Source organism: Sinorhizobium sp. NFACC03, from assembly GCF_900103435.1.
In the GTDB taxonomy this organism is placed as follows: domain Bacteria; phylum Pseudomonadota; class Alphaproteobacteria; order Rhizobiales; family Rhizobiaceae; genus Ensifer.
In genome coordinates, this window is the sequence record NZ_FMXF01000056.1 from 1 (window position 1) to 22,498 (window position 22,498).

Annotated in this window: 23 protein-coding genes and 1 pseudogene; 5 read left to right on the forward strand and 19 right to left on the reverse strand. The window is 61.1% G+C overall.

From position 1 onward, the window contains the following. A partial coding sequence (locus tag BLU35_RS33475) for an aldehyde dehydrogenase family protein (RefSeq protein ID WP_143033049.1) occupies window positions 1-619 on the forward strand: 619 nt, incomplete at its 5' end. A 126-nt stretch (window positions 620-745) separates the two neighbouring features. Here the strand turns inward: BLU35_RS33475 and BLU35_RS36520 are convergent. The 4 genes from BLU35_RS36520 to BLU35_RS33490 all read right to left on the reverse strand — a co-directional run bounded on the left by BLU35_RS36520 (window position 746) and on the right by BLU35_RS33490 (window position 3,469). Next, window positions 746-868: a hypothetical protein gene (locus tag BLU35_RS36520; protein WP_286161719.1), complete on the reverse strand. Its 123-nt coding sequence runs from the start codon at window positions 866-868 to the stop codon at window positions 746-748. 169 nt (window positions 869-1,037) lie between these two features. Next, on the reverse strand, window positions 1,038-1,964 hold the full coding sequence (locus BLU35_RS33480) for a dihydrodipicolinate synthase family protein (protein ID WP_093236336.1): 927 nt from the start codon (window positions 1,962-1,964) through the stop codon (window positions 1,038-1,040). Beyond that, window positions 1,961-2,668, reverse strand: a complete 708-nt coding sequence (locus tag BLU35_RS33485) for a ribonuclease activity regulator RraA (protein ID WP_093236337.1) — start codon at window positions 2,666-2,668, stop codon at window positions 1,961-1,963. Before BLU35_RS33485 ends, BLU35_RS33480 begins: the two co-directional genes overlap by 4 nt. A gap of 15 nt (window positions 2,669-2,683) precedes the next feature. Then, window positions 2,684-3,469 (reverse strand): SDR family oxidoreductase, encoded by a 786-nt coding sequence (locus BLU35_RS33490; protein WP_093236338.1) that lies wholly within the window; start codon window positions 3,467-3,469, stop codon window positions 2,684-2,686. Window positions 3,470-3,561: 92 nt separating this feature from the next. On the opposite strand from BLU35_RS33490, the gene BLU35_RS33495 reads away from it, so the two are divergent. Further along, window positions 3,562-4,419 carry a LysR family transcriptional regulator gene (locus BLU35_RS33495; protein WP_093236339.1) on the forward strand — a complete coding sequence of 286 codons (858 nt, stop codon included), beginning with the start codon at window positions 3,562-3,564 and terminating at the stop codon, window positions 4,417-4,419. 118 nt (window positions 4,420-4,537) lie between these two features. Here BLU35_RS33495 and BLU35_RS33500 read toward each other — a convergent pair whose 3' ends face one another. The 8 genes from BLU35_RS33500 to speB all read right to left on the reverse strand — a co-directional run bounded on the left by BLU35_RS33500 (window position 4,538) and on the right by speB (window position 11,498). Beyond that, on the reverse strand, window positions 4,538-4,867 hold the full coding sequence (locus BLU35_RS33500; protein WP_093236340.1) for a type II toxin-antitoxin system RelE/ParE family toxin: 330 nt from the start codon (window positions 4,865-4,867) through the stop codon (window positions 4,538-4,540). Beyond that, entirely contained in the window at window positions 4,864-5,103 is a 240-nt protein-coding gene (locus BLU35_RS33505) for a type II toxin-antitoxin system ParD family antitoxin (RefSeq protein ID WP_093236353.1), read from the reverse strand. The genes BLU35_RS33500 and BLU35_RS33505 overlap by 4 nt, the downstream gene beginning before the upstream one ends. 216 nt (window positions 5,104-5,319) lie before the next feature. Continuing rightward, on the reverse strand, window positions 5,320-5,502 hold the full coding sequence (locus tag BLU35_RS35855; protein WP_093236341.1) for a hypothetical protein: 183 nt from the start codon (window positions 5,500-5,502) through the stop codon (window positions 5,320-5,322). Window positions 5,503-5,512: 10 nt separating this feature from the next. Then, the gene (betA, locus tag BLU35_RS33515) at window positions 5,513-7,198 is read right to left on the reverse strand and encodes a choline dehydrogenase (RefSeq protein WP_093236342.1); all 1,686 of its coding nucleotides are present in this window, start codon (window positions 7,196-7,198) and stop codon (window positions 5,513-5,515) included. A gap of 16 nt (window positions 7,199-7,214) precedes the next feature. Next, a complete protein-coding gene (locus BLU35_RS33520; protein WP_093236343.1) occupies window positions 7,215-8,678 on the reverse strand; it encodes a cytosine permease in 1,464 nt (487 codons plus the stop codon). Window position 8,679: 1 nt separating this feature from the next. Further along, window positions 8,680-8,847, reverse strand: coding sequence for a hypothetical protein (locus tag BLU35_RS33525; protein ID WP_093236344.1), 168 nt, complete (start codon window positions 8,845-8,847; stop codon window positions 8,680-8,682). Window positions 8,848-8,956: 109 nt separating this feature from the next. Continuing rightward, window positions 8,957-10,465 carry an aldehyde dehydrogenase family protein gene (locus tag BLU35_RS33530; protein WP_093236345.1) on the reverse strand — a complete coding sequence of 503 codons (1,509 nt, stop codon included), beginning with the start codon at window positions 10,463-10,465 and terminating at the stop codon, window positions 8,957-8,959. Window positions 10,466-10,520: 55 nt separating this feature from the next. After that, complete coding sequence (gene speB / locus BLU35_RS33535; protein ID WP_093236346.1) at window positions 10,521-11,498, reverse strand: agmatinase; 978 nt, start codon at window positions 11,496-11,498, stop codon at window positions 10,521-10,523. Window positions 11,499-11,588: 90 nt separating this feature from the next. Between speB and BLU35_RS33540 the strand changes: the two genes are divergently transcribed. Further along, window positions 11,589-12,521 carry a LysR family transcriptional regulator gene (locus BLU35_RS33540; protein ID WP_093236347.1) on the forward strand — a complete coding sequence of 311 codons (933 nt, stop codon included), beginning with the start codon at window positions 11,589-11,591 and terminating at the stop codon, window positions 12,519-12,521. Between the two features lie 272 nt (window positions 12,522-12,793). On the opposite strand, the pseudogene BLU35_RS33545 reads toward BLU35_RS33540, so the two are convergent. From BLU35_RS33545 to BLU35_RS33565, 5 genes and pseudogenes are all read right to left on the reverse strand, one after another. Further along, window positions 12,794-13,315 (reverse strand): annotated as a pseudogene (locus BLU35_RS33545) (hypothetical protein); the annotation flags it as partial. 18 nt (window positions 13,316-13,333) lie between these two features. Next, entirely contained in the window at window positions 13,334-15,334 is a 2,001-nt protein-coding gene (locus BLU35_RS33550) for a glycosyltransferase (protein ID WP_093236354.1), read from the reverse strand. Then, window positions 15,316-16,551 carry an HlyD family secretion protein gene (locus BLU35_RS33555; RefSeq protein WP_093236349.1) on the reverse strand — a complete coding sequence of 412 codons (1,236 nt, stop codon included), beginning with the start codon at window positions 16,549-16,551 and terminating at the stop codon, window positions 15,316-15,318. Before BLU35_RS33555 ends, BLU35_RS33550 begins: the two co-directional genes overlap by 19 nt. A 220-nt stretch (window positions 16,552-16,771) precedes the next feature. Further along, the gene (locus BLU35_RS33560) at window positions 16,772-17,536 is read right to left on the reverse strand and encodes an EAL domain-containing protein (protein WP_093236350.1); all 765 of its coding nucleotides are present in this window, start codon (window positions 17,534-17,536) and stop codon (window positions 16,772-16,774) included. Window positions 17,537-17,602: 66 nt separating this feature from the next. Continuing rightward, window positions 17,603-18,325: a hypothetical protein gene (locus BLU35_RS33565; RefSeq protein ID WP_058329315.1), complete on the reverse strand. Its 723-nt coding sequence runs from the start codon at window positions 18,323-18,325 to the stop codon at window positions 17,603-17,605. Between the two features lie 280 nt (window positions 18,326-18,605). On the opposite strand from BLU35_RS33565, the gene BLU35_RS33570 reads away from it, so the two are divergent. Further along, a complete protein-coding gene (locus BLU35_RS33570) occupies window positions 18,606-19,991 on the forward strand; it encodes a sensor histidine kinase (protein WP_286161720.1) in 1,386 nt (461 codons plus the stop codon). 5 nt (window positions 19,992-19,996) lie between these two features. Next, on the forward strand, window positions 19,997-20,638 hold the full coding sequence (locus tag BLU35_RS33575; protein WP_093236352.1) for a response regulator: 642 nt from the start codon (window positions 19,997-19,999) through the stop codon (window positions 20,636-20,638). 49 nt (window positions 20,639-20,687) lie between these two features. Here the strand turns inward: BLU35_RS33575 and BLU35_RS35435 are convergent, their stop codons facing one another. Further along, on the reverse strand, window positions 20,688-21,134 hold the full coding sequence (locus BLU35_RS35435) for a hypothetical protein (RefSeq protein WP_143033050.1): 447 nt from the start codon (window positions 21,132-21,134) through the stop codon (window positions 20,688-20,690). Window positions 21,135-22,144: 1,010 nt separating this feature from the next. After that, window positions 22,145-22,498: transposase (locus BLU35_RS33585; RefSeq protein ID WP_176907557.1), on the reverse strand; the 354-nt coding region annotated here is incomplete at its 5' end.

Genomic DNA, 22,498 nt, shown 5'->3' on the forward strand with positions numbered 1-22,498 from the left:
CTTCTTCTCCACCGGCCAGCGCTGCACGGCGTCTTCCCGCCTCATCGTCACCGAGGGCATTCACGACCGCTTCGTGGCCGCAATGGGCGAACGGATCAAGGGGCTGACAATCGACGACGCGCTGAAGGCCGGCACCCATATCGGCCCGGTGGTCGATGAGGGCCAGCTCAACCAGGACACCGACTATATCGCCATCGGCAAACAGGAGGGCGCGAAGCTCGCCTTTGGCGGCGAGCTGCTGAAGCGCGACACGCCCGGCTTCTACCTGCAGCCAGCGCTGTTCACCGAGGCGACCAATCAGATGCGCATTTCGCGGGAAGAGATCTTTGGGCCGGTCGCGTCGGTCATCCGCGTCCGGGATTATGACGAGGCGCTCACTGTGGCCAACGACACCCCCTTCGGCCTGTCGTCGGGGATCGCCACCACCAGCCTCAAGCACGCGACCCATTTCAAGCGCAATGCCGAGGCCGGCATGGTCATGGTCAACCTGCCGACCGCCGGCGTCGATTTCCACGTGCCGTTCGGCGGCCGCAAGGGCTCGTCCCATGGCTCGCGCGAGCAGGGTCGCTACGCCGCCGAGTTCTACACCACAGTCAAGACGGCCTACACGTCGGCGTAGATGTGAGCATGAGCCCGCCGTTCGACTGGCGATTTACGTGTTGAACGGCGGGGCAATTCCAATGATCCGAACAGACGCTGCAACCGCAAATACACGGGTCATCAACTCTGGGGATCAGATCCGCTCTCAGAGGACGGCATAGAGGGAGCGCGACGACACCACATACTGGATCGCCGCAAGCAGGAGCGCGACCGTGACGATCACGCCGATACGCAAAATCCTATCAAGGAAGGTTTCCTGGCCCTGCATCGTCAACCTCGTTCTTCAACTGGTGTGTTCGACAATCGCCAAGGCCAAAGTACCACCCTCGCGAGTCTCAGGACAGACCCGCGATGGTGGTCGCAGACACGATGGATGACTTGTAGGCCCGTCCGCGGCTCTTGATCAGCTACGAACGGGCTCAGAGAGATCGAACTGACTAGAGGGCAGCGCGCTTGTCATGCCTTGCGACGCGAGCAAGCAGATAGTCGACTTCTGCTCGCGCTGTCGGGGTCAGCATCTGGGCCGGCTTGCGTTGGGCGTCGGAGGCGATCACGCCGCGGCGTTTCAAAACGTGCTTGCGAACGGCAAGGCCGATGCCAAGCTGTTGCTCGTAACGGATCAAAGGCAGGTGCGCATCGAAGAGATCGTGCGCTTCATCCCTCTTTCCAGCCGCAAACAATCGCATCAGTTCGGTGAGCATGTCCGGGAAGCCGTAGCCGGTCATGGCGCCGTCCGCGCCTCGTTCGGGCTCGAAGTCGAGGAACATGCCGCCATTGCCGCAGAGCACGGAAAAATCGCGAAGCTCTCCCGCCTTCTGCAGGGCGCGCAGCTTCGATATCTTTTCAAGGCCGGGCCAGTCCTCGTGCTTCAGCATCAGGCAGGACGTGTGGTTGGACATGATCTTCGCAATCACGCCAGGCGTCATGACGACCGTGAGGGTCAGCGGATAGTCCTGGAGAACCCACGGCACATCTTCGCCGACAGCCTCCACCGCGCCTGCGAAATAGCTGACGATCTGGTCATCGGTGCGCAGGGCGGGAGGCGGAGCGATCATCACGCCAGCGGCACCCATGTCCATCGAGTGACGCGCCAACGAGCGCATGCTGGCAAAACCTGGAGCGGAGACGCCGACGATCACCGGAATTTTGGACCGGGAGACCACGCGCTTGACGATGGCTCTACTTTCCTCCGGCTCGAGCTTCGGGGCCTCGCCCATGATCCCGAGGATCGTTACGCCGGTGCAGCCGCTCTCCTCATAAAAGTCCGTCAGCTTGTCGATCGAATTGAAATCGATCGAGCCGTCCTCGAAGAACGGGGTGGTTGCGATGGCGTAGACGCCCTTGGATTGCGTGCTGAACGTCATTTCTGGCTGTCCTTCCAGGCCTCATAACGGGCCTTCGTTTCTGCATTCATTGGGTAAAGACCGGGAAGCGGCACGCCCCGATCGACTTCGCTCATGATCCAGGCCTCCATGCGCTCCTGTTCGGGCGCTTCGACGAGCACCTCGTCGAGAAGCGCTGCCGGGATGAGGACTGCACCGTCGTCATCGACCACGACAATGTCGTCCGGAAGCACGGCAACGCCGCCGCAATTGATCGGCTCCTGCCATCCGACAAAGGTCAGCCCTGCGACCGAAGGCGGTGCTGCGATCCCATTGCACCACACCTTGATGCCGCTCGCCAGCACACCCTCGGCGTCACGCATCACGCCGTCGGTGACGAGGCCGGCGACGTTGCGTTTCGCCATCCGGGCGCACAGGATGTCGCCGAAGATGCCGGCATCGGCGATGCCCATCGCGTCGACAACCGCGACACAGCCCTCCGGCATCGCCTCGATCGCCGCCCGGGTGGAGATCGGCGATGCCCAACTCGCAGGCGTGGAGAGGTCCTCCCGGGCAGGGATGAAGCGCAGCGTAAATGCTCTCCCGACAACCCGCCCCTGGTCGGATTTCAGCGGCTTGGTGCCGCGCATCCAGACATTGCGAAGTCCTTTTTTCAGGAGAACCGTCGTGAGCGTTGCGGTGGACACGTCCTTCAGGGTCTCGACGACTTGAGGTTCAAATGACATGAGGATCCCGCTCGATCAGATGCTGTTGATCAGACCGCCATCGACACGGACGACGGAGCCGGTGATGTAGGATGCGCGGGGGCTGGCAAGGAAGGTGACGGTATCGCCGTATTCCTTCGGGTCGCCGTAGCGCCCGACCGGAATGGACCCGGTACTTTCGGCAGTGACTTCGGCCACCGGCCTGTTCTCACGCTTCGCCTTCTGTTCGTCCAGAAACACGATCCGTCCGGTGGCGATCCGTCCCGGCAGCACGATGTTTGCGGTGATGCCATCGCGCCCGACCTCGCGCGCCAAGGTTTTCGACCAGCCCACCAGCGCCAGGCGCAGGCTGTTCGATATCCCGAGATTTGCAATCGGTGCGACCACGCCTGAAGACGTGGAGGTGATGATCCGCCCCCATTTGCGCTCGCGCATCGTCGGCAGAACGGCATCGGTGACCGCGATCACCGAGCGAACCATGAGGTCGAAATATTTCGACCAATCATCGGGCGACTGGCCTGCGGCCGGCGTCGGCGGCGGCCCGCCGGTGTTGTTGACCAGGATGTCGACCGGACCGAACGCCCTGTTTACGGACCCAAGCTTCTGACCAACCAGGGACAGGTCGCCGATATCCCAGGTGAGCGGAATGGCCTTGCCACCCTCGGCCCTGATTGCGTCCGCGGTCGCCTTGGCGCTTTCCTCGTGGATGTCGGCGACGGCGACGGAAACGCCTTCGGCCGCAAGCGACCTTGCGATTGCGCCGCCAAGTCCACCGCCGGCGCCGAAGACAAGCGCCGTCTTGCCGTTCAAATGTAGATCCACCTCTTCCTCCTTTGTTTCCGGGTCACTATGGCAACGCGCAAACAAGAGAAAAACCTTCCTTTTTGTTCCTTCAGACGATAGTAAAAGTATCGATGGAAACCCGCTTTCTCGAAACCTTCCTGGCCGTCGTTCAACATGGCTCTCTGGCTGAGGCGTCGCGCCGCCTGGGTGTGACGCCGGCCGCGGTCGCGCAACGTATCCAGGCGTTGGAAGACGAGATCGGGCTGCCCCTTCTGGCGAGATCAGGCCGGCGGGTGAAGCCAACCGAAGCGGGCCTCGCGATCCTGGAAAAGAGCCGACGCGTTCTATCGGAAGTCAGACAGTTGAAAGGACTGGCACACGACGACCAGGCATTCGGAGAACTGAGGCTTGGTGCCATCTCGACGGCACTGACGGGCCTGCTTCCGCATGCGTTGCGAAGGGTGTTCGACACGACGCCGGGCGTCGACATCTTCCTGCTGCCGGGCACGTCGGCAGAACTCTATAACAGCGTGCTGGAGGAAAAGATCGACGCGGCAATTCTCGTCAAACCACCCTTCCCCATACCCAAGACTTTGCACTGGGAGCTGATCCGATCAGAACCGTTCGTCCTTCTGGCGCCACCTGACCTCGCGAACATCCCCGCCGACACCTTGCTTCGCGAGCAACCGTTCATCCGATACGACAGAAGCAATTGGGGTGGCCGGCTGGCAGACACCTATCTTCAATCCCAACGGATTCTTCCTCGCGAATGGCTGGAACTCGACTCGCTCGAAGCCATTTCGGTGATGGTCGAAGCCGGGCTGGGTGTATCGCTTATGCCCGACTGGCGTTCGTCCCTCTTCGACAATCTGCGCGTCGCGCGGCTATCGCTACGCAATGCACCGTGCCGCGAGATCGGCCTGCTCAGACCTCGCAACGTGCCATCAGCCCGACTGATACAGGCCATTCTCGATGCCATTCGGTTATAGCGGCCCGGACTTCCCGCCGCAGGGGCCGTCCTCGTTCTGGTCTTTACTCGCACCACGATGGCTCGAAGCCGACGCGGTGATGGGCGCGTGTGGACCAACAGTGGATATCTCCGAGAGATCAGTGACTTTCCGGGCCCTGCATCCATTGCGGGATATCCCGTTTGGCATGAAGCACACGCCAAACGTCGATATAATCAGCCTGCTCGCGATAAAAGACGAGATATGGGTATCTCTTCAAATAGACGTTCCGCAAATCAGGTAATCCCAATTCGTACGAATATCTCAATGATCCATATTCCGGATGGTTCGCGATCAAATCGTATGCCGCTTGAAGAGCGTCGATAAATCCGAGTGCAACTTCAGGTCCCGCTTCGCTCGCGTAATAGTCGACGGCCGCTTCGGCATCATTACGAGCCAATTCACGTGGAATAATCCGCTTGTAACTCACTTGGCCTGCCGACTACGAACTCGTTCGCGCAACCTGGCGAAATAATCAGCGTCGGCCGGTTCAGTCTGATCAGAGGAAGCACCGTCAAGCAACAGCCTGCGCAATGTGAGCCGGTCCTGATCTCGACGAATCAACTCCCGGATATACTCACTGCTCGTCCCATAGCCCCGCCCGGCGACTTGCTCATCGACGAAGCTCTTCAAATAGTCCGGCAGAGAAATGTTCATTGTGCTCATGTGAATGAGAATACCGTCTTGGCAAAAAATGGCAAGGACGGTTGATTCCAACAACTTCCACGAGACGCGGTAATGCCTAACGCGGTGGCGTTCACCTGATGCGGGTTCCACTTGCGTCGGCCGGCACGGGCCTCTTTTCGCACAGGCGGATGGCGGTGCACCGCCGGGGCCGCCTGAGCTATGCCGGCATCCCCGCAGAGCGCATGCGGTCCTATCTCACCGCTTCGCCGAGGCGCTTTCCCGGCCTTGGGGCTGCTGCCGTCGTGCCCCAAGCGACCAGCCGGCAAAACGGGCCAGGAGCCCGCGAAAAAGCGCCTCTATGAAGAGCGCCCAATCGCGCGGCTCCTCGGGACCGTCCAGATCCCGCCGGGCAACCACATAGCCGATCCCCCGCAACATCGCGGCCGTCTCAGTGCCGGAAGGCACGAAGCGGCTTGCCGCTGCGCTGGGTGACGCCGACGCCGGGAGCCGTGCCGACCTGTGCATTGGAGGCAGCAAGCAGCGGCTTGCCACGCACCATGTCTGACCCACGCTCGGCGAGCATGATCGTCGGCGCGTTGAGGTTGGCGTTTGGCTCCGCCGGGAAGACGGAGCTGTCGATGACCCGGAGGCCGCCGATGCCGCGCACTCGGAGTTCGCTGTCGACGACGGCCATCTCGTCTTCGCCCATACGGCAGGAGCCGCAGGGGTGGTAGGTGCTTTCCATGGTCTCGCGCACCCAGGCGTCGATCTCGTCATTGCTGCGCACATCCTTGCCGGGCGCGATCTCCTCGCCGCGGAAGCGGTCGAAGGCGGGTTGGGCGACGATTTCGCGGGTGAGCCGCAGGCAGCGCCGAAAACCTTCGCGGTCCTCCTCGCGGTCGAGATAGTTGAAGAGGATATCCGGCTGCTCGTGCGCCTCCGGCGAGCGCAGCCGCACATGACCGCGGCTCTTCGGCTTGTTCGGCCCCGTCAACACCATGAAGCCGTGACCGTCGAGCGGCTTCTTGCCGTCATAGCGCATGGCGGCGGGCAGGAAGTGGAACTGGATATCCGGCCACTGGAGGGAGACGTCGGAACGAATGAAGCCGCCGCTCTCGAAATGGTTGGAGACCGAAAGCCCTTTTTTGAAGAGCAGCCACTCCGCACCGATCAGGGCTTTGCTCAAAAGCCCCATCTTGCCGTTGAGCGTGATCGGCTCCTTGCAGGCATACTGGATGTAGACCTCGGAGTGGTCCTGCAGATTCTCGCCGACGCCCGGCAGATCGTGCAGCACCTCGACGCCCGCGTTTTGCAGCACGGCCGCCGGGCCGATGCCGGAGCGTTGCAGGAGGTGCGGCGAGCCGATCGGACCGGAGGAAATCAGCATTTCGCGGCTTGCCTTCGCCACGACGCGCTCCCCACCCAGCTCGTATTCAACGCCGACGGCGCGTTTTCCCTCGAGCAGCACGCGCCGCGTCATGGCGTGGGTGATGACCGTGAGGTTCGGCCGGCTCATCGCAGGCTTGAGATAGGCATTGGCCGTCGACCAGCGCACGCCGTCCTTGACGGTCATGTGCATCGGCCCGAAGCCCTCCTGCATATGGCCATTCGGGTCTTTCGTCGTGATATAGCCTGCCTCGCGGCCGGCATCGACGAAGGCTCGGTAGAGCGGGTTCTGCATCCTGTTGCCGGCATTGGTGGCGAGCGGGCCGGCGGCGCCGCGATAGGCGTCGCCCCCGTCCTGCCAGCTTTCGGCGCGCTGGAAATAGGGCAGGCAATTGGCATAGCGCCAGCCACGCGCCCCAAGCTCCTCCCACTCGTCGAAGTCGCGGGCATGGCCGCGCATGTAGACAAGCCCGTTGATCGAGGAGGAACCGCCGATGACCTTTCCACGCGGGCAGTGGACCCGGCGGCCGTCGAGGCCGGGCTCCGGCAGGGTCATGTATTTCCAGTTGTATTTCGTGCCGTTCATCGGGATGGACAGTGCCGTCGGCATCTGAATGAAGATCGACTTGTCGCTGCCGCCGTATTCGAGGACCAGGACTTTTACGGCCGGGTCTTCCGAAAGCCGGTTGGCGAGCACGCAGCCGGCCGATCCGGCACCGATGATGATGTAGTCGTAGGTATCGCTCATGGCGGTCATCCCGATATTACGGATAGAGGCCCCAGCCACGCCCGCGGGCGAAAAGCCGGGTCAGGACATAATGGACCGCGCCGGCTGCAAGGCAGGAAGGCACGGAGGCGGTGAGGTACTTGAAGGCCGGTAGGCTCGCGAGCGTCTGCGGATTGAAGACGAGCACGTAGACCGCGAAACCGACGGCAAGCGCAAAGAGGCCGATGGGATTGAAGCCACCCCAGAAACGGTAGGGACCGTTTTCCTGCGGACCGTGCAGGCTGCGCATGTCGAGCTTCTGCCCGCGCAGGAAGAAGTAATCGGCAATGCCGATGCCGGCGAGCGCGGAATTGAGCGCTGAGGTCCAGACGAGGAAGATGAAGAAGCCGTCATACATCTGCGGATTGAAGACCACGAGGCCGAGCGGGATGACGCAGAACAGGAAGAGGATCGCCCCCCAGGAGATGGCCCGCACCGAGGCCGTGCCCACCTGCCGGAGACCGACGATGGAGGTATAAAGGATGTTGGCCATCGAGGTCATGTTGGCGAAGGCGACGAAGATCAGCGCGATGATGCCGATGATCGGACCTGCGATCTTGGTCATCCAGATCGTCGGGTCGCTGTCGCCGAGTGCGACGGCGGCGAGCAGGCCGACAATTTCGCCGAGTGCGGCGGCGCCGAAAATGCCGAGGATGTTCGGCCAGAAGGCGGTGCGTTCGTTCTTGGTGAGGCGGGCGAGATTGCCGATATAGGGCCACCAGGAGAAGCCGGCGGCAAGGTTCACTTCGATAGCAATGATGAAGTTGAGCGTATTGTCCTGAAACGGCGGGGAAAGCGCCGGCATCGCCAGCAGCTCGGAGAAGGAGCGGTGCTGGAGAATGAGGTAGAGCATCACGATCATCAGGATCACCAGCGCGGGCGAGACGACCATGTTGAAGAACTTGATCGAGGTCGGACCCTTGGCGACGATGAACCAGGTAACGAGGATGGCGCCGACGGCGGCGACGATCATCTTGATGCCGGTCGGGTTGGCGGCCTGGCCGGAGCTCAGCGCCGTCAACCCGTCGATCGAGCGGCCGAACATCATGGCCAGCACCGCAAGCCAGCCCATGGTGAGCACCACGACGGCCAGCACATAGACGACGCGGCTGCCGTTATAACCGAACTGGCTGCGCAGCGCGACGAACTGCTCGATGCCGTAGCGGCCGGAAAGCGGCGTGGTGGCGAGTGCCGTCAGCATGACACCGACGATATTGCCGATGATGATGGCGGCAATGCCCTCCTTCGGTCCGACGAAAAGACCGACGGAGCCGCCGATCAGGAAGGCCCAGGTGGCGATGGCAAGTGCCGAATTGGCGTAGGTGAATTCCCAGAAGCCCCAGAGCCGTTCCGAGGGCAGAAGCGGTGCATCGCCGCGTTCAGCGGCGGCACGGTTGACAGAAGCTTCCTCCCGTTGGATTTCAGCGGCGGCAAGCCCGCCGTTGGCGACGTGTTCGGTCATCTCATGCCCCCCAGAACCAGGAGCCGAGGACCAGCACGAGCGTCAGCACAGTCATGCCGGAATAATCGAGGGCGGTCATCGTGCCTTCGAAGCGGTGACCCGCCTCGATGTCTTCATAGATGCGGGCGCGGCGTCCCAGTTCGTTCTGCCAGGCGATATCGTTTTCCATTTTTGGTTCCCCTATCGCGTCGCGCCTTCGGCGTCTTTCTGCGATGAAAAGCGGCTCCATCAGCCGCCGGTGGTGCGAAGCGGCCGCCCATGGGCGGCGGCCGCAAGGTTTACGGCAACGTGATCCACACCGCCTTGGTCTCCATGAGGTAATCGAGTTGCTCCGGCCCCAGGTCCTTGCCGAAGCCCGAGGCTTTGAAGCCGCCGAAGGGCATGGAAGGATCGATCGTGCTGTGGGCATTGACGTAGACGGAGCCCGCATGCAGGCGCGGGATGAGCGTGTGCACGCGCGACAGGTCGTTCGAGTAGATCGCGGCGGCAAGGCCGAACGGCGTGTCGTTCGCCAGCGAAACTGCGTCCTCCAGCGTGTCGAAAGGGCTGGTGACCAGCACCGGCCCAAAAATCTCCTCGCGCACGATGCTCATCTCCGGCTTGCAATAGGCAAAGATTGCCGGTTCGATGAAATGGCCCGGTCGGTCGGGACTGCCGCCGCCATGGATCAGCTCCGCGCCTTCGCGGCGGCCGGCCTCGATGTAGCCGGAAACGACCTTCTTCTGCTGCGCCGAGACCATGGGGCCGATGTAGCAATCACGGTCGAGGCCTGGCGCGAGCTTCAGCGTGCGGGTGACAGCGACCAGCTCTTCGAGGAAGGCGTCATGGACCGACCGCTGGACATAGACGCGGGTGCCGGCATCGCAGACTTGGCCGGAATTGAAGAACACGCCGTTTGCCACCGCACGGGCAGCACTTGCCAGATCGGCATCGTCGAGCACCAGCACCGGTGATTTGCCGCCGAGTTCCAGCGTGACGTGCTTCAGATTGCCGACCGCCGTGCGGCCGACCTCCTGCCCGACCGGCGTCGAGCCGGTAAAGGTGACCTTGTCGATGCCCGGATGGGTCGACATGGCTGCGCCAATCACGCTGCCCTTGCCCGTGACGATATTGATCACGCCATCGGGAATGCCGGCCTCCTGCACCAGTTCGGCAAAGCGCAGGGTGGAAAGCGAAGTGAGTTCCGCTGGCTTGACGATGACGGTGCAGCCGACCGCGAGGGCAGCTGCAAGCTTCCACGCCATGGTCTGCAGCGGAAAGTTCCACGGCACGATGGCGGCGACGACGCCGAGCGGTTCCTTACGGGTATAGGCGAGATAGTTGCCGGGGATGGACGGCTCGACGGTGCGGCCGTGCAGCTTTGTCGGCCAGCCGGCGAAATAGCGGAACGTATCAACCGTGCCCTGGATATCGATCTCGCGGGCAAAGGTCACCGACTTGCCCATGTCGATGGCTTCGATTTCCGCCAGCTCGTCGGCATGGGTCTCAATGAGGTCGGCAAGGCGATGTAGCAGCCGTTCGCGCTCAAGCGGCTTCAAGAGGCGCCAGGCGCCGCCATCGAACTGGGCGCGGGCAGTGCGGACGGCCCGGTCGAGATCGTCCGTGGTGCCCGAGGGGGCGCGGGTGATCAGGCCACCGGTGGAGGGCTCAAAAATGTCGAAGGTCGCGCCATTGCCGCTGTCGACCCAGGCGCCGCCGATGAACATCTTCTGGGGCTTGGCCAGAAACCGCCGCGTCGCATCGCTGACGCCGTATTGATCCAGATAATTGCGGACGCTTTCGTCCATGTCTCTTCCTCCTCGTCGGCCGCCGCAGGCGTGCCGGCCCTCCCAGGGTCTTCGCTCAGCGTTTTTCGGCTCTCGCATGCATGACGCGGCCGATGAGGTTCATGAGAACCTGCGCGGCCAGAATGGAGGTGCCTCCGGTGTGGTCGTAGTCGGGGGCGACCTCGACCAGATCGATGCCGACGATGTTCCCGCGCTTGGCGAGCGCCGCCAGGATCTCCAGCACCTCGTAATAGATGAAGCCGCCATGCGACGGCGTGCCGGTACCCGGCGCGATCGACGGATCGAAGCCGTCGATGTCGATGGTGATGTAATAGCGCGCGCCGGCGGGGATGCGGTCCACCACGCCCTCTATGCCGAGCGCCCGGATCTGACGGACCGAAAGGATGTCGGAGCCCATCTTGCGGGCATCCTCATAACCTTCCTTGGCGGTGGAGGAGACGTTGCGGATGCCAAGCTGCGACAGGCCGCTGACATAGGGCTTTTCCGCAGCGCGGCGCATCGGGTTGCCGTGGCCGTAGCGTACGCCATGGCGCTCGTCGACGAAATCGAGATGGGCGTCGATCTGCACGATGTGGATCGGCCCGTTCTTCTCGCAATCCTCGGCAAAGGCGTTGACGCAGGGGATGTTGATGGAATGATCGCCGCCCAGCACCACCGGCAGTGCGCCGGCGGCCAAAATCTTGCGCACGCCGAATTCGATGTTCGCGTGGCTCTTCATCGTGTCGGTGTGGACGATGTCGGCATCGCCGATATCGACGATCGAGACCGCGCCGCTCGGAAGATACGTGACGTCGTCCTCATGATCGTAGGCGCCGCCATGGCCGAAGGAGAACAGGGTGGAGGCTTCGCGGATCGAGCGCGGCCCGAAGCGGGTGCCGGCACGCCATTGGGTGCCGCAGTCGAACGGAGCGCCGAGGATCGCCACGTCGGCGTCGATGGCGTCCCAGTCCGGCTGGTAGGGATATTTGCCGAAGGTGCAGATGCCGACAAACGGCAGGTTCAGTCGTCCGGTTTCATAGGAATTGCTGGTCATGTGTCTCCTCCACAGGTGAAGGAGTGTGCGGAAGGTCGATAGGCTTAAAAATATCTATGATTGGATGTTTAGTTGTGACCTAATCAATGCATGATCAACAAGGTTCGCCACCGCGTTCTCAACCTGTCGCTCGGCGATGCCGAGCTCCGGCTGCTGCGCGTCTTTGCTTCAGTCGTGCAGCACGGGGGCTTTTCCGCCGCGCAGTCAGCGCTCGGCATGACGCAGGCGACAATCTCCACCCATATGCGCAATCTGGAACATCGGCTGGCCTTGCGCCTGTGCACCCGCGGCCGCAGCGGCTTCCAGCTAACGGAGGAAGGGCGGCTCGTCTATGACGCGGCGCTCGAACTCTTCGGCTCGCTGGATAAATTCCAGAGCCGCATTGGCGAGGCGCAGGGTGAGCTTTCCGGCAATCTCAGCTTCGGCACCGTCGATGCGATGATCACCAATCGCGAACTCGACCTTCAGGGCGCGCTCGCCAGCTTCCATGCGAAAGCGCCGCGCGTGCATCTGGAAATTGATGTCGCAGCACCGCAGGTGCTGCACCAGGGGCTACTGAACGGCTCCTATCAGGTCGTGCTCATGCCATCGGTCGGCAGCGTCACGCGGCATGTCCGCAGCCAGCCGGTGTTTTCCGAAGTCCAGAAACTCTACTGCGCCGAGCGCCACCAGCTCTTTGCCCGCCCCGACGAAGAGCTCACCGACGCGGTGCTGGCATCCCAGTCCTTTGCCGGCCGCACCTATATGCTCAACGAGACGATCTGCGGCGTGAACTTCACCTGGGCCGCCGCAACGCCGCATATGGAGGGCACACTGCTGCTCCTGCTTTCCGGCGCTTATATCGGCTTCCTGCCCGATCATTATGCAGAGGAATGGGTGCGCACCGGCCGCCTCAGGGTCCTTGCCCCCGAGCGCATGACCTTCGAGGATATGTTCCATATCGCCTATCCCCGCAACAAGCCTTCACGCGCGGCCGAAACGCTTGCAGAGGCGATCACCGAGAGCGTGCGAAAGCCGCACTGATGTTTTCCGCTGGCCCCGGAAACCGGGGCCAGACGGCTCAGTCCTAGGACAATTCCAGGAAATGTGTGAAACGGTTTTCCGCCCGGAATTGCATTATTTCAGCGATTTAGATCATTTCACTGTTTCGATGAAACAATGAGATGATCTTAGGGTCGGTCGGGGTGCAGCAACCGCCGCATCGCTGAGGGCAGACCGACCTGGTGCAAAGCGGCGCAGCATGCGCCCTGCCCAACCACGTAGTTGATGCCGCGCAGCATTTTCCGCTCCCTGCCCTATCGAACCCGAACGGGCTCGGCGTAGTAGGGCAGCCGGTCGATCCGCGGCGACCACAGTCCTTGTCGACGGCCGTGCGCACATGCGCTGTGATCTCCTCCGTCGGCGCGAACCAGACGTCCCCGCTGAAGAACCTGCTCAAGGAAGCGGTGCACCACTTCCCAGCGCGCAAGGCGTCCGGTGGCGAATGGATCCACGACTGACATCCAGAGCCGCCGTGCCGCTAGGCGGCCTCGAACTCGAGCGCGAAGGCGGAAAAGCCTTGCTCCGGCGCGCTCCATCAGGCGGCCGGCATCGCATTCCCACCCGCGGTGCAAATTCCTTCGTCCAGGAGCGCACCAGCCGAGCACCCCATGCTTGGAGGCGACATAGGGCGAGAAGGTCTCGCGGCGGTAACAGGCCATGTCGGACGCGGTCATGATCAGGCGGGCCGGCACCTCCACTGTCCCCTCCACCAGCTCGATCGCCATTTTTCCAACGAAGAAGCTGCCGCGCAGGTTAATGGCGATCACCCGGTCGAAATCGGCGGCTTGAGTCTGCTATTGGGAGGCGGTGCGCGTGCGTCCGAAGGCGCGCAGCAGCAGGTTCACCGAAACAGCGATCTTGTCGATGTCGGGGACGTCTCGGGAGTAGCGCCCGGTATAGAGCTTGACGATCATCTTGTCGCGCTCTTTGCCGCTGAGTTCGTAGTGAAGGTGAAGGAAGAAGCGCCTCTTGTCTCCAGCGCGCGAGATGTCGCCGCGCCGCTGCGTTACTTGCCTGAGATCTGCATGTATCGGCTCGAAGCCATCAAGTCTGAGCGTCACCTGTGTGGACTGGAAACGCACTTCAGTCGGAACGGCGACCACCGCCTTGTCGAGTGAGATGCTGACCACGCGCCCCGGCGTGCCGTCGACATTGGCGGGCTCATCGAGCCTAAAAGCCTGAAAAAGGCGACACGGTTTCTCAAAGCAGATGAGAGAAGCGATGACAAGGACGACGATGTTGATGCCCGACCAGAGAGCCCCGATCGCCGAGAACGAGCCGTGTGCCCGCGCGGTTTCCGGAACGATGTTGATCAGGAGCCCCAGTGCTGTGGCAGCGATGAAGCCCGCGATCCAAGAGAACGTGTAGGCATCGAAGGCGTTGGCCTCGTTACCGGTGCCTTTCGGGGTCACCTTGAACGGCTTGCCGAAGGGCCGTACGAGGCTGGAAACGACCGTCGGCAGCATGCGAAAGGTTGCGAACGTCCCGACGGCGCTGGAAACTACAGGGAGGTAGCGCGTCGGGGTGATCCACAGCATCAACAGGAAATAGGCCGCCAGAACGGGAAGCTGGTTAGAGACATAGTCGGCAACGCCGGTGAAGTGCAGCGGCAAGGCGCCGAACCAGAGATAGGCGATCGGCACCATCAGGACGATCAGGCGCACGACGTACTGCACGAGCCAGGACATGGGAAGAAACATGATCCGCTGGAACAACGACAAGCCCGGTCCGCGCAAGGGGCCGTTATGGAGATAGAGCGTCTGGATGCCGCCCTGGCACCAGCGCTCTCGCTGGACGAAATAGCCCGTAAGGTTCTCGGCTGCCAACCCCATCGACAGGCGCTCGTTCAAGTAACGGGTCTTGTAGCCTTTGTTCAGCATCGACAGTGTCGTCAACAAATCTTCGGTGATCGACTCCGTCGGGAAGCCGCCGATCGCATCGACTGCCTTGCGGCGGGCGATTGAGCACGACCCACAGCAGAAGCTGACGTCCCAGACGTCGCGGCTCGGAGCGATCTCGTCGAAAAAGAGGCGCTGTTCGTCCGGCCAGATGTTCTCCAGACCCAGGTTTGACTGGACCGGATCGACATTGAAGAAATGCTGCGGCGTCTGGACGATCCCGATCTCCTCGTCCGAGAAGAACGGCAAGGTGCGCTTGAGAAAATGGCGATATGGAACGAAGTCGGCATCGAAAATGGCAATGAAGTCGCCCGAACTCGCGCGGAGCCCGTTGTTCATGTTTCCGGCTTTCGCGTGTGCATTGTCCGTTCGCGTCAAGTGAACTGCGCCTCGCTCTGTGCAGAAGGTCTTCAGCCAATCACGCCGGCCGTCATCGAGGACATAGACCTTGAACTTGTCTTTCGGATAGTCGAGTGCCAACGCCCCGACGATCGTCCGCTCCAAGACATCGAGCGGTTCATTGTAGGTCGGAATAAAAACGTCGACTGTAGGCAGATCCTGTTGCTCGCGAGCGAAGAACGTCTTTCCCAAGCGGTCCGCTTCGGAACTCCGGTCAACGTATCGGCTCATCAAAATGAGGAAAAGAACGACCTCGGTGAAGGCAAGGAGCTCGATGATGAAGACAACCCAAACCCACCATGCGTTCGCGCCATCGGCTGGATAGGGAAGAACGGTCTCGAAAAGACGCCAGACCATATAGCGCAACGCGACAGCGCCAACGACGGCGCAGGTGATGGTGCGCGCCCAGCTTTGATGCCGCGACCAGTTGGATGGCCCAAGCAGGAAGAAGGCGATAACCAGCAATGTGGGCGCGAGCGCTAAAAGAGGTTGAACCACAAGCTTTTGATCCACTGCGTCAGTTTCAGATTGTGCCTGGAGATACGTACCTGGGCGGTCCGCCCCACCTGGCAAAAATTGCCGAAATCGGTGTTGAGTGCTGAGGGTATGAGTTGAACGCGGATCCTGGCATCCCGCTCCTCGGCCTCCGGCTCTTTGGCAGCTAGATTGTCCTTCTCGACAACGGCAGAAGAGCCTTTGACAGCCTGCACTTTCCCCTTGAAGACGTCGCTCCGACCGAGAAGCCGAACCTCCGTATCGCGACCCGGATAGATCTCGTCGTAATCGACTTCGGGAACGAGGATATCGACGAAAAGCTCGCGGCAATCGAGGATACGCATCAGCTCGTTGTTCAAGATGACATTGGAACCGTTGACGACGTTCCGGGTCCACACCACGCCGCTGAATGGCGAAGAGATTGCCGCCCATTCGAGACTGCGAACACGCTTCTGTTCCTCGACCAGTTGATGGTCTATCTGGTCGGCGCGCGTGCCGTTTTCGACAATGCGGGTGTTGATATCGTTTATGCGAACGATCACCTCGTCCTGGCGCTGGCGGGAATAGGGTACATCGTTTTGACCATCGCCCACGATGAATATCCCCTGACGAAGCGCCGTCAGTCGTTGTTCGAGCAGTTGGAGCGACAGATTGCTGATCTCGACCTCACCGCCCGTGGCAGCGCCCGCGGCTGCGGCCGACTCCACCATTTTGCGTGTAAAAATCCCTTTCGACTCCAACTCCTGCCGTCGGTCGAGGTCTACCTTGGCGACGAAGTCCTGGGCACGCGATACCTCGACCCGCTTCTGCAGGATGCGAAGCTCGCGTTCCAGACTTGCAATGGTGGCGTTCTTGAAATTCTCAAGCCGATCGGCGAGTTGGGTGCGCAACGCGACAAGTTCGTCCCGTTCCCGCTCGAGCGCCGCAACGCGATCAACCGCGGTCTTTCCTTCCGCCTGCAGCGAAGCAAGGATCGCCCGATTGACCCGATCATTGCGGATCGTCAGAAGCGTGTCATTTGCGGCTACCGGAGTGCCGATCCGGGGTGGTGCCTGCTCAATCTCGCCATCGATCGGCGCGTTGATCACTGCAAAGCGAGCGTTGACCGTGCCATCAAGGCTGGTAAAGCCCGTGAGCCCCGGCAAGAGCACGACAATGGCAAGTGCCAGAAGCAGGATCCCAACGACAATGCGTGTGACGCGATGGTTCAGGAGCTGCATGCACAATTCCACTCACTACCGTTGACAACGACGACGGGGCTAGCGACATGCTCCCACCGCCGGGTTAACTTCCGGTGAGATGACGAGATGAACAACCCTCAAAATTGTATGTTTTGCAGCTGAAGATTGTCCCAATTTCGGAAGATTCGGACGGACTACCGCCCTGTGTGCGGCCGATTTTCAGACAGAGGCGCGGGTCGTCCACGGGCCCCTCTTTCTCTCAGCAAAGCATCATATTTGAGTGATGCACTTCTCCGCCAAATAGCGGAGCGAGGGTAGGTTCGGAGAGCAGAAACCCTTGAACATGTGTTGCTCCCGCGGCCTGCGCGGCTTCAAACTGCGCATAGGTTTCGACGCCTTCAATGACCACGACCGGGGCGACACAGGATGCGAGACCGACCATGTGCGAGAGAAAGCGCTCCGCGTCGTCACGACCCAGACGCAAAAAGAATCCGTCGATCTTCACGATGTCGACGGGCAGCGACAAAAGCGCCTCGGGTGTCGAGAACCCTGTGCCAAAGTCGTCGACGGCAATCCTGTAACCAAGGGCCTGCACACTTTGCAGAAACCGGCCGGCTATCGGAAGTCCCGATACGGGAAGACTTTCCGTCAACTCGAGCACAAGCCGCGATGCGAATCTCGTATTTGCAGACAGCAGATCGAAGAGAAGCGCTCTGTTGCGTTCATCGGAAATACTTTCGACTGAAATGTTGCACCCTAGGACGCCGGATGGCTGGCACGCGAGCCAGTCAAAAGCGAGGGCGAGCATATGCCTGTCAAGCGCGGCAATACGGCCTGCCGCCTCCAGGTAGCCTATGAACTCGCTGGCTGCCATGATCTCGCCATCGGGTTTGACGAGCCTTCCCAGGCATTCCGAGTAAAGGACGCGGCCGACGTCGGCGACTGAGTTGATGTGTTGAAGCGAAAAACCGACACGTCCCTGTTTCACTGCCTGGTCGAAGACTTCCGCGACACGATCAAACATTCGAATTCCGCCTGGTTTGGCAGCCGGCCCGACAACATCGCCGGAGCCGGCCGCCTGTCTTTTGTTTTACTGGGCGCTTTCTACTTCCGGGTCCGTTTCTACGTCCGGATCCGTCTCATCCACGGTCGATGGCGGCAGCGTCTCGCGGATTTCATCGATCTTGCCGACCGCAGGGCCAACGCCGAGTATCTCCTTGGCTTCATCGACCATGTCGTCGGTCACCACACCGTCCTTGGTGAAGCTCGCAAGGGCTTCGCGCAGCGCTTCGTCACTCAGCGCCGGATCCGTGGGGATGGCATCCTCACCGTTTTCAGCCTCAAACTCGGCATAGGCGATCGCATAGGCCCGAACCCCGGCCATCTTCGGATCGTTCGAATTGAGGTAAGCGTGATAGTTCCGGTTGAGCGAACGGAAACCCGGCGCGTTCCCCGGCGTTACCGGTTCAACAACCGGATCCAACTCCACCGGCGCTGATTTGACGACTTTGTCGGCCTTCGCCGGCTTGGACGCTTTTTCCTTGCCGCTTGATGTGTGGGTCTTTTTATGCGACTTCTCGCCGGACTTGTTTCCCTTCGTCTCCTTGCTTCCACGCGCATTGTCGGACTTGCCGTGGCCGGAACTGCCACCACGATCGCTGCCGTGCCCGCCACCATGGTCACTACCGTTTCCGCCGCCATTGCCGCCCTTGGCATATGCGAAACCGCTCAGCCCCAAGTTACCGCCAGCAACCGGCGCGATTGCCAGTGTCAGTGTCATGATGCTTCGCGCGATCAGTCTTGTCATGGCCATGAGAATCTCCTTATTCCAACTTGCTGTTCACCGTCCTTTCGCGGACTCAGGCGAACTATCATTGATGCACGGACGATATCTGCGCCCCGGACACGGCGCCATTGGCCCCAGACCATTGCCTCCGCGCCTGGGACTTAGGTCCGGGCCCAAAGCATCAAAGGTCCGATCAAGCTCGCGTCGATCGGCTTGCCATTGACCGCGTTTCGAGAGTGGTTAGGTTGAGCTGGGCTTGCTACAATGGTTACGCCGCACGAGCCGGCGGCCCGATCCGAGAGACCTGGTGCGCTTCAATCAACTCATCACCCGCTGGAATTCTCAATCGCTCGCGAGGCAGTTTCTGCTTATCGGCGGAGCAGTCTCGGCATGCGCCATGGTGTTGATCGGAGCCTTTGTTTCGAACCGGATCGAAGATGCGGTCACCCGGAACTCGGCCGCGACGACTGCACTCTATGTGGATAGTGTGATTGCGCCGCTGCTCCCCGACATGCAGAAAAACGAAGTCCTCGACGGGACCGTGGCACGCGCGCTGGATGAGACCCTCGGCCAGGGCGCACTGGGTGAGCGGCTTCTCTCTTTCCGCCTCTGGCGCGCGGACGGCACGCTCCTCTATTCGAGCGATCGGGCCGCTGTCGGCACGAAGGTTGAGCTCAGCGATGAATTGCAAACCGCATTCTCCGGCAACATGGCCGCGCGCTTCGATCAGGAAGGGGACTTAGCGACTGATAAGGGTTCGGACGTGCCGGCGCTTGTGATCTACAATCCCGTACTGCAGCCCTGGTCCGGGCAGGTGGTTGCCGTGTCGGAATTCCACGAAGTCGCCAATGAGTTTCAGCAAAGTCTCAATCAGGCGCGTATGCACACTTGGCTGGCGGTCGCGGCCTTCACGCTTGCCTTCTTTGTCGTGCTGTCGGCAATCGTGCTTCGCGGCAGCAAGACGATTGAGAGCCAGCGCCATGCGCTCAAACAACGGGTCGAGGAGCTCTCGGAATCGCTCGCGCAGAACGAAAAATTACGGGGTCGTCTTCAGCGCGCCTCACAACGTGCCACCGCGTTGAACGAAAGTTATCTGAGACGCATCGGAGCGGACCTGCACGATGGCCCGGCCCAACTCGTCGCCTATGCCTCGCTCAGGTTGGACAGTGAAGCCTTGAAGCACAGCAAAACGCCGGCCGCCACGCGCGACCGCGAAATTGGTGCGATAAAGGCGAGTTTGGACGAAGCGATGCAGGAGATCCGCACGATCTGCGGCGGCCTGGTCCTGCCGCAGATAGAAACGGCGGGTCTGACCGAAATCCTGCAGCGGTGCGTGAAGGCGCATCAGCAGCGGACAGGGTCGCCCGTCGAATTGCACTTGACGAAGCCCCCCGAACGCCTCTCGCAGGCGGCGAAGATATGCATCTACCGGTTCGTGCAAGAGACCCTCAACAATGGCTTTCACCACGCCGGCGGTGTCGGACAGCGGGTAACGCAGCGGACGGATGGCGACCGTGTCACGATCGATGTTGCCGATAGTGGACCCGGTTTTGACCCGGACACAGTTCTGCCCACAAGTCTTGGTCTTGCCGGCTTACGAGAACGGATCGAAAGTCTCGGAGGAACGTTCGAGCTCGTTGTGGCTCCGACCGGTACAACCGTTCGCATGACGACCAGCGTCAAGGAGATATGACAATTATGGCGTTTCCCATTCGCGTTGCTATCGTGGACGATCACCCCTTGTTTCGGGAAGGTGTGACGCGGAGCCTGTCGGAGATCGAGGGCTTTGAAATTGTCGCCGAGGGCAGCTCGAAGGACGATGCCACCCAGATCGCTGAGAGCCTTGGACCGGATATCATGCTCATGGATATCTCCATGCCCGGTGGTGGCCTGGAGGCCATACCGGCGATCCTGAAAATCGCCCCATCACAGAAGATTATCATGCTCACCGTTTCCGAAGACGGCGACGACGTGACAACTGCGCTGGATCGAGGTGCCACCGGCTATGTGCTGAAGGGCGTCGGTGCACGAGCGCTTGCCGAGGTCATTCGCACCGTGGCTTCGGGAGAGCGCTATGTGGCGCCGACCTTGTCGGCCAAGCTTCTGTCCAGCCGGACACCTTCGGTAAGCGGCAAGTCCGGCCTGATCGTCGGTCTAACGCCTCGTGAAAGGGAAGTTCTGGAATTGGTGGCAGCCGGTATGAGCAACAAGCATATCGCAATCCAACTGGACCTGCAGGAAAAGACCGTAAAGCATCATATGACGCAGATCATGACAAAGCTGGGCGTCGGCAACCGCACTGAAGCGGCCATGGTGCTGCGCGATGCGCGCGAAGCCTGATCCACGTCGAACGAGGATGGCACAACCGGCTCCGTGCGCCTATTCTCACCTAACGCAAGAATGAATCTATCCGTTTTCTATCGTTTGCCGTCGCGCGGCGGTTGATGATGGTGCGTCCGCGGGCATCCTTCATGATATAGCGGCCATTCACAATCTCTTCAGTAATGCCGCCTTCGTGGCGAACGCCGACATCCTGCCCAGTGGCCTTTGCGTTGCCACGATTGGAGCTCTTGGAACGCTCGCTGTTGGAGTTGGAGCGGTCACTGCCATTTGAACTCCCACCTCCGTTCCCGCCGCCGCCTCCACCATTCCCGCCGCCGTTGCCGCCACCGTTCCCGCCATTTCCGCCCCCGCCTCCATTACCATTGCCAGCGAAGGCGACCGTCTTGACGATCGTAAGTCCAGCGCTCGACGTTTCGAGGCTGTAGGGAAAGGAGATGGCGAGGGTGCAGACTGCCGGCAAGAATGCTGTCAGGATCATCCGACGCGTGATCATAATGTCTCCAAGGTCATTTCGTGCGCAAGCGCACTCAGCGCGGCGGGTAACGAACCGACTTTGCCCTTGACCGAGACGCACAGTCAACTCGCTCCAGCAAAGATCCTGCCGGCACAGGACCTTTCCCTCACCCCGGCTGGACCTTCGTCCCATCCAAGCCAGACTATGGTCGGAAGACCGGGCGGGGGGTCCGCTGGTGCGATCCGGCGGATCAGCCAGGCAGACGCGCTTGAGCCGGTGTCTGATTGGAGGTTGCCGAGTTGAGCCTGATGCCGCCGTCTGGTTAAAAAAAACGGCTCCCGGAGGAGCCGATGAGGTAAGCGAAGGGACCAAATGTCAGGATCGCCGATCTGTGAAGGCTCCCGGTTGACCCCATTTGAAGGGCATGCTGTTAGGGCGGGGCTAGATACTCATCGATTGCCGCGCCGGCGTATGATGCTTCTCCCAAAGGTAGAGTGGTGCCAAAGGTTCCGCCATGGGACTTCGGTCTCACTCCTCGCGGCAAAGGTCTTAGTTCGGTTGTCGCGAGTTCCGGTCACCCTAGTCTTCCTGTTCAGCCCATGGCACTTCGGCCCGTACCGCCATGGGAGGGTAGCGGCTTCAGAGCGGTCCTATCGTCCCCGCCCGACGGCTCTGGTGCCGCTGCCCGATCCTTCCCGTTTCAGTACTTATGACGACAGCGCTGACGCTGTCGTCAACGTACTTTCGAAACCTCTCATCGCGGCGTGAGATATGTGTCCGGGAATACTCGTTCTGAAACGGCAAAACTCTCGCCTGGTGGGAATCCCAGAGGACAAAAGCCTATCGGGCAGTCCCCTTTTGTTGAGGCTCAGGCGGTCATCGCGATAAAAAGAGAGCCTCTACCCGCTAAGGAAGAGGCTCAGTGGGTGCATGCGATTGCCCTCTGCAGCGGGGACTGCATCGAGGGTGGCAATCGCAATGAGACAAGGGTGACTGATGCCCCGCCCAAAGACAACTTCCCTAAAGGGACTAGTACCACTGCACAGAGGTTATGACTCTTTGGCGGTTGGGTTTGGATAGGCTTTGGCGAGTTTGACGCGGGCTTGCTCGGTAGAGAACATCCATTTGATGCGAGCGCCGCTTGCGTTGCGTTGGCGTTCCCAGGCTTCGACCTCGGCAACGAGGCGGACGCGGCTTTCGATGCGGCGGTCGAGGCATTGGCGGCGCAGGACGCCGATTTCGATCTCGACCATGTTGAGCCAGCTGGCGTGCTTGGGGGTGTAGTGGAATTCCAGCCTTCTCAGGATTCGGCGCGCCTCCTCGGCCGGCAGGGCCTGGTAGAGCGCGGCGGGTGTGTGGGTCGACAGATTGTCGAGCACCACGCGGATGTAGGCGGCCTCGGG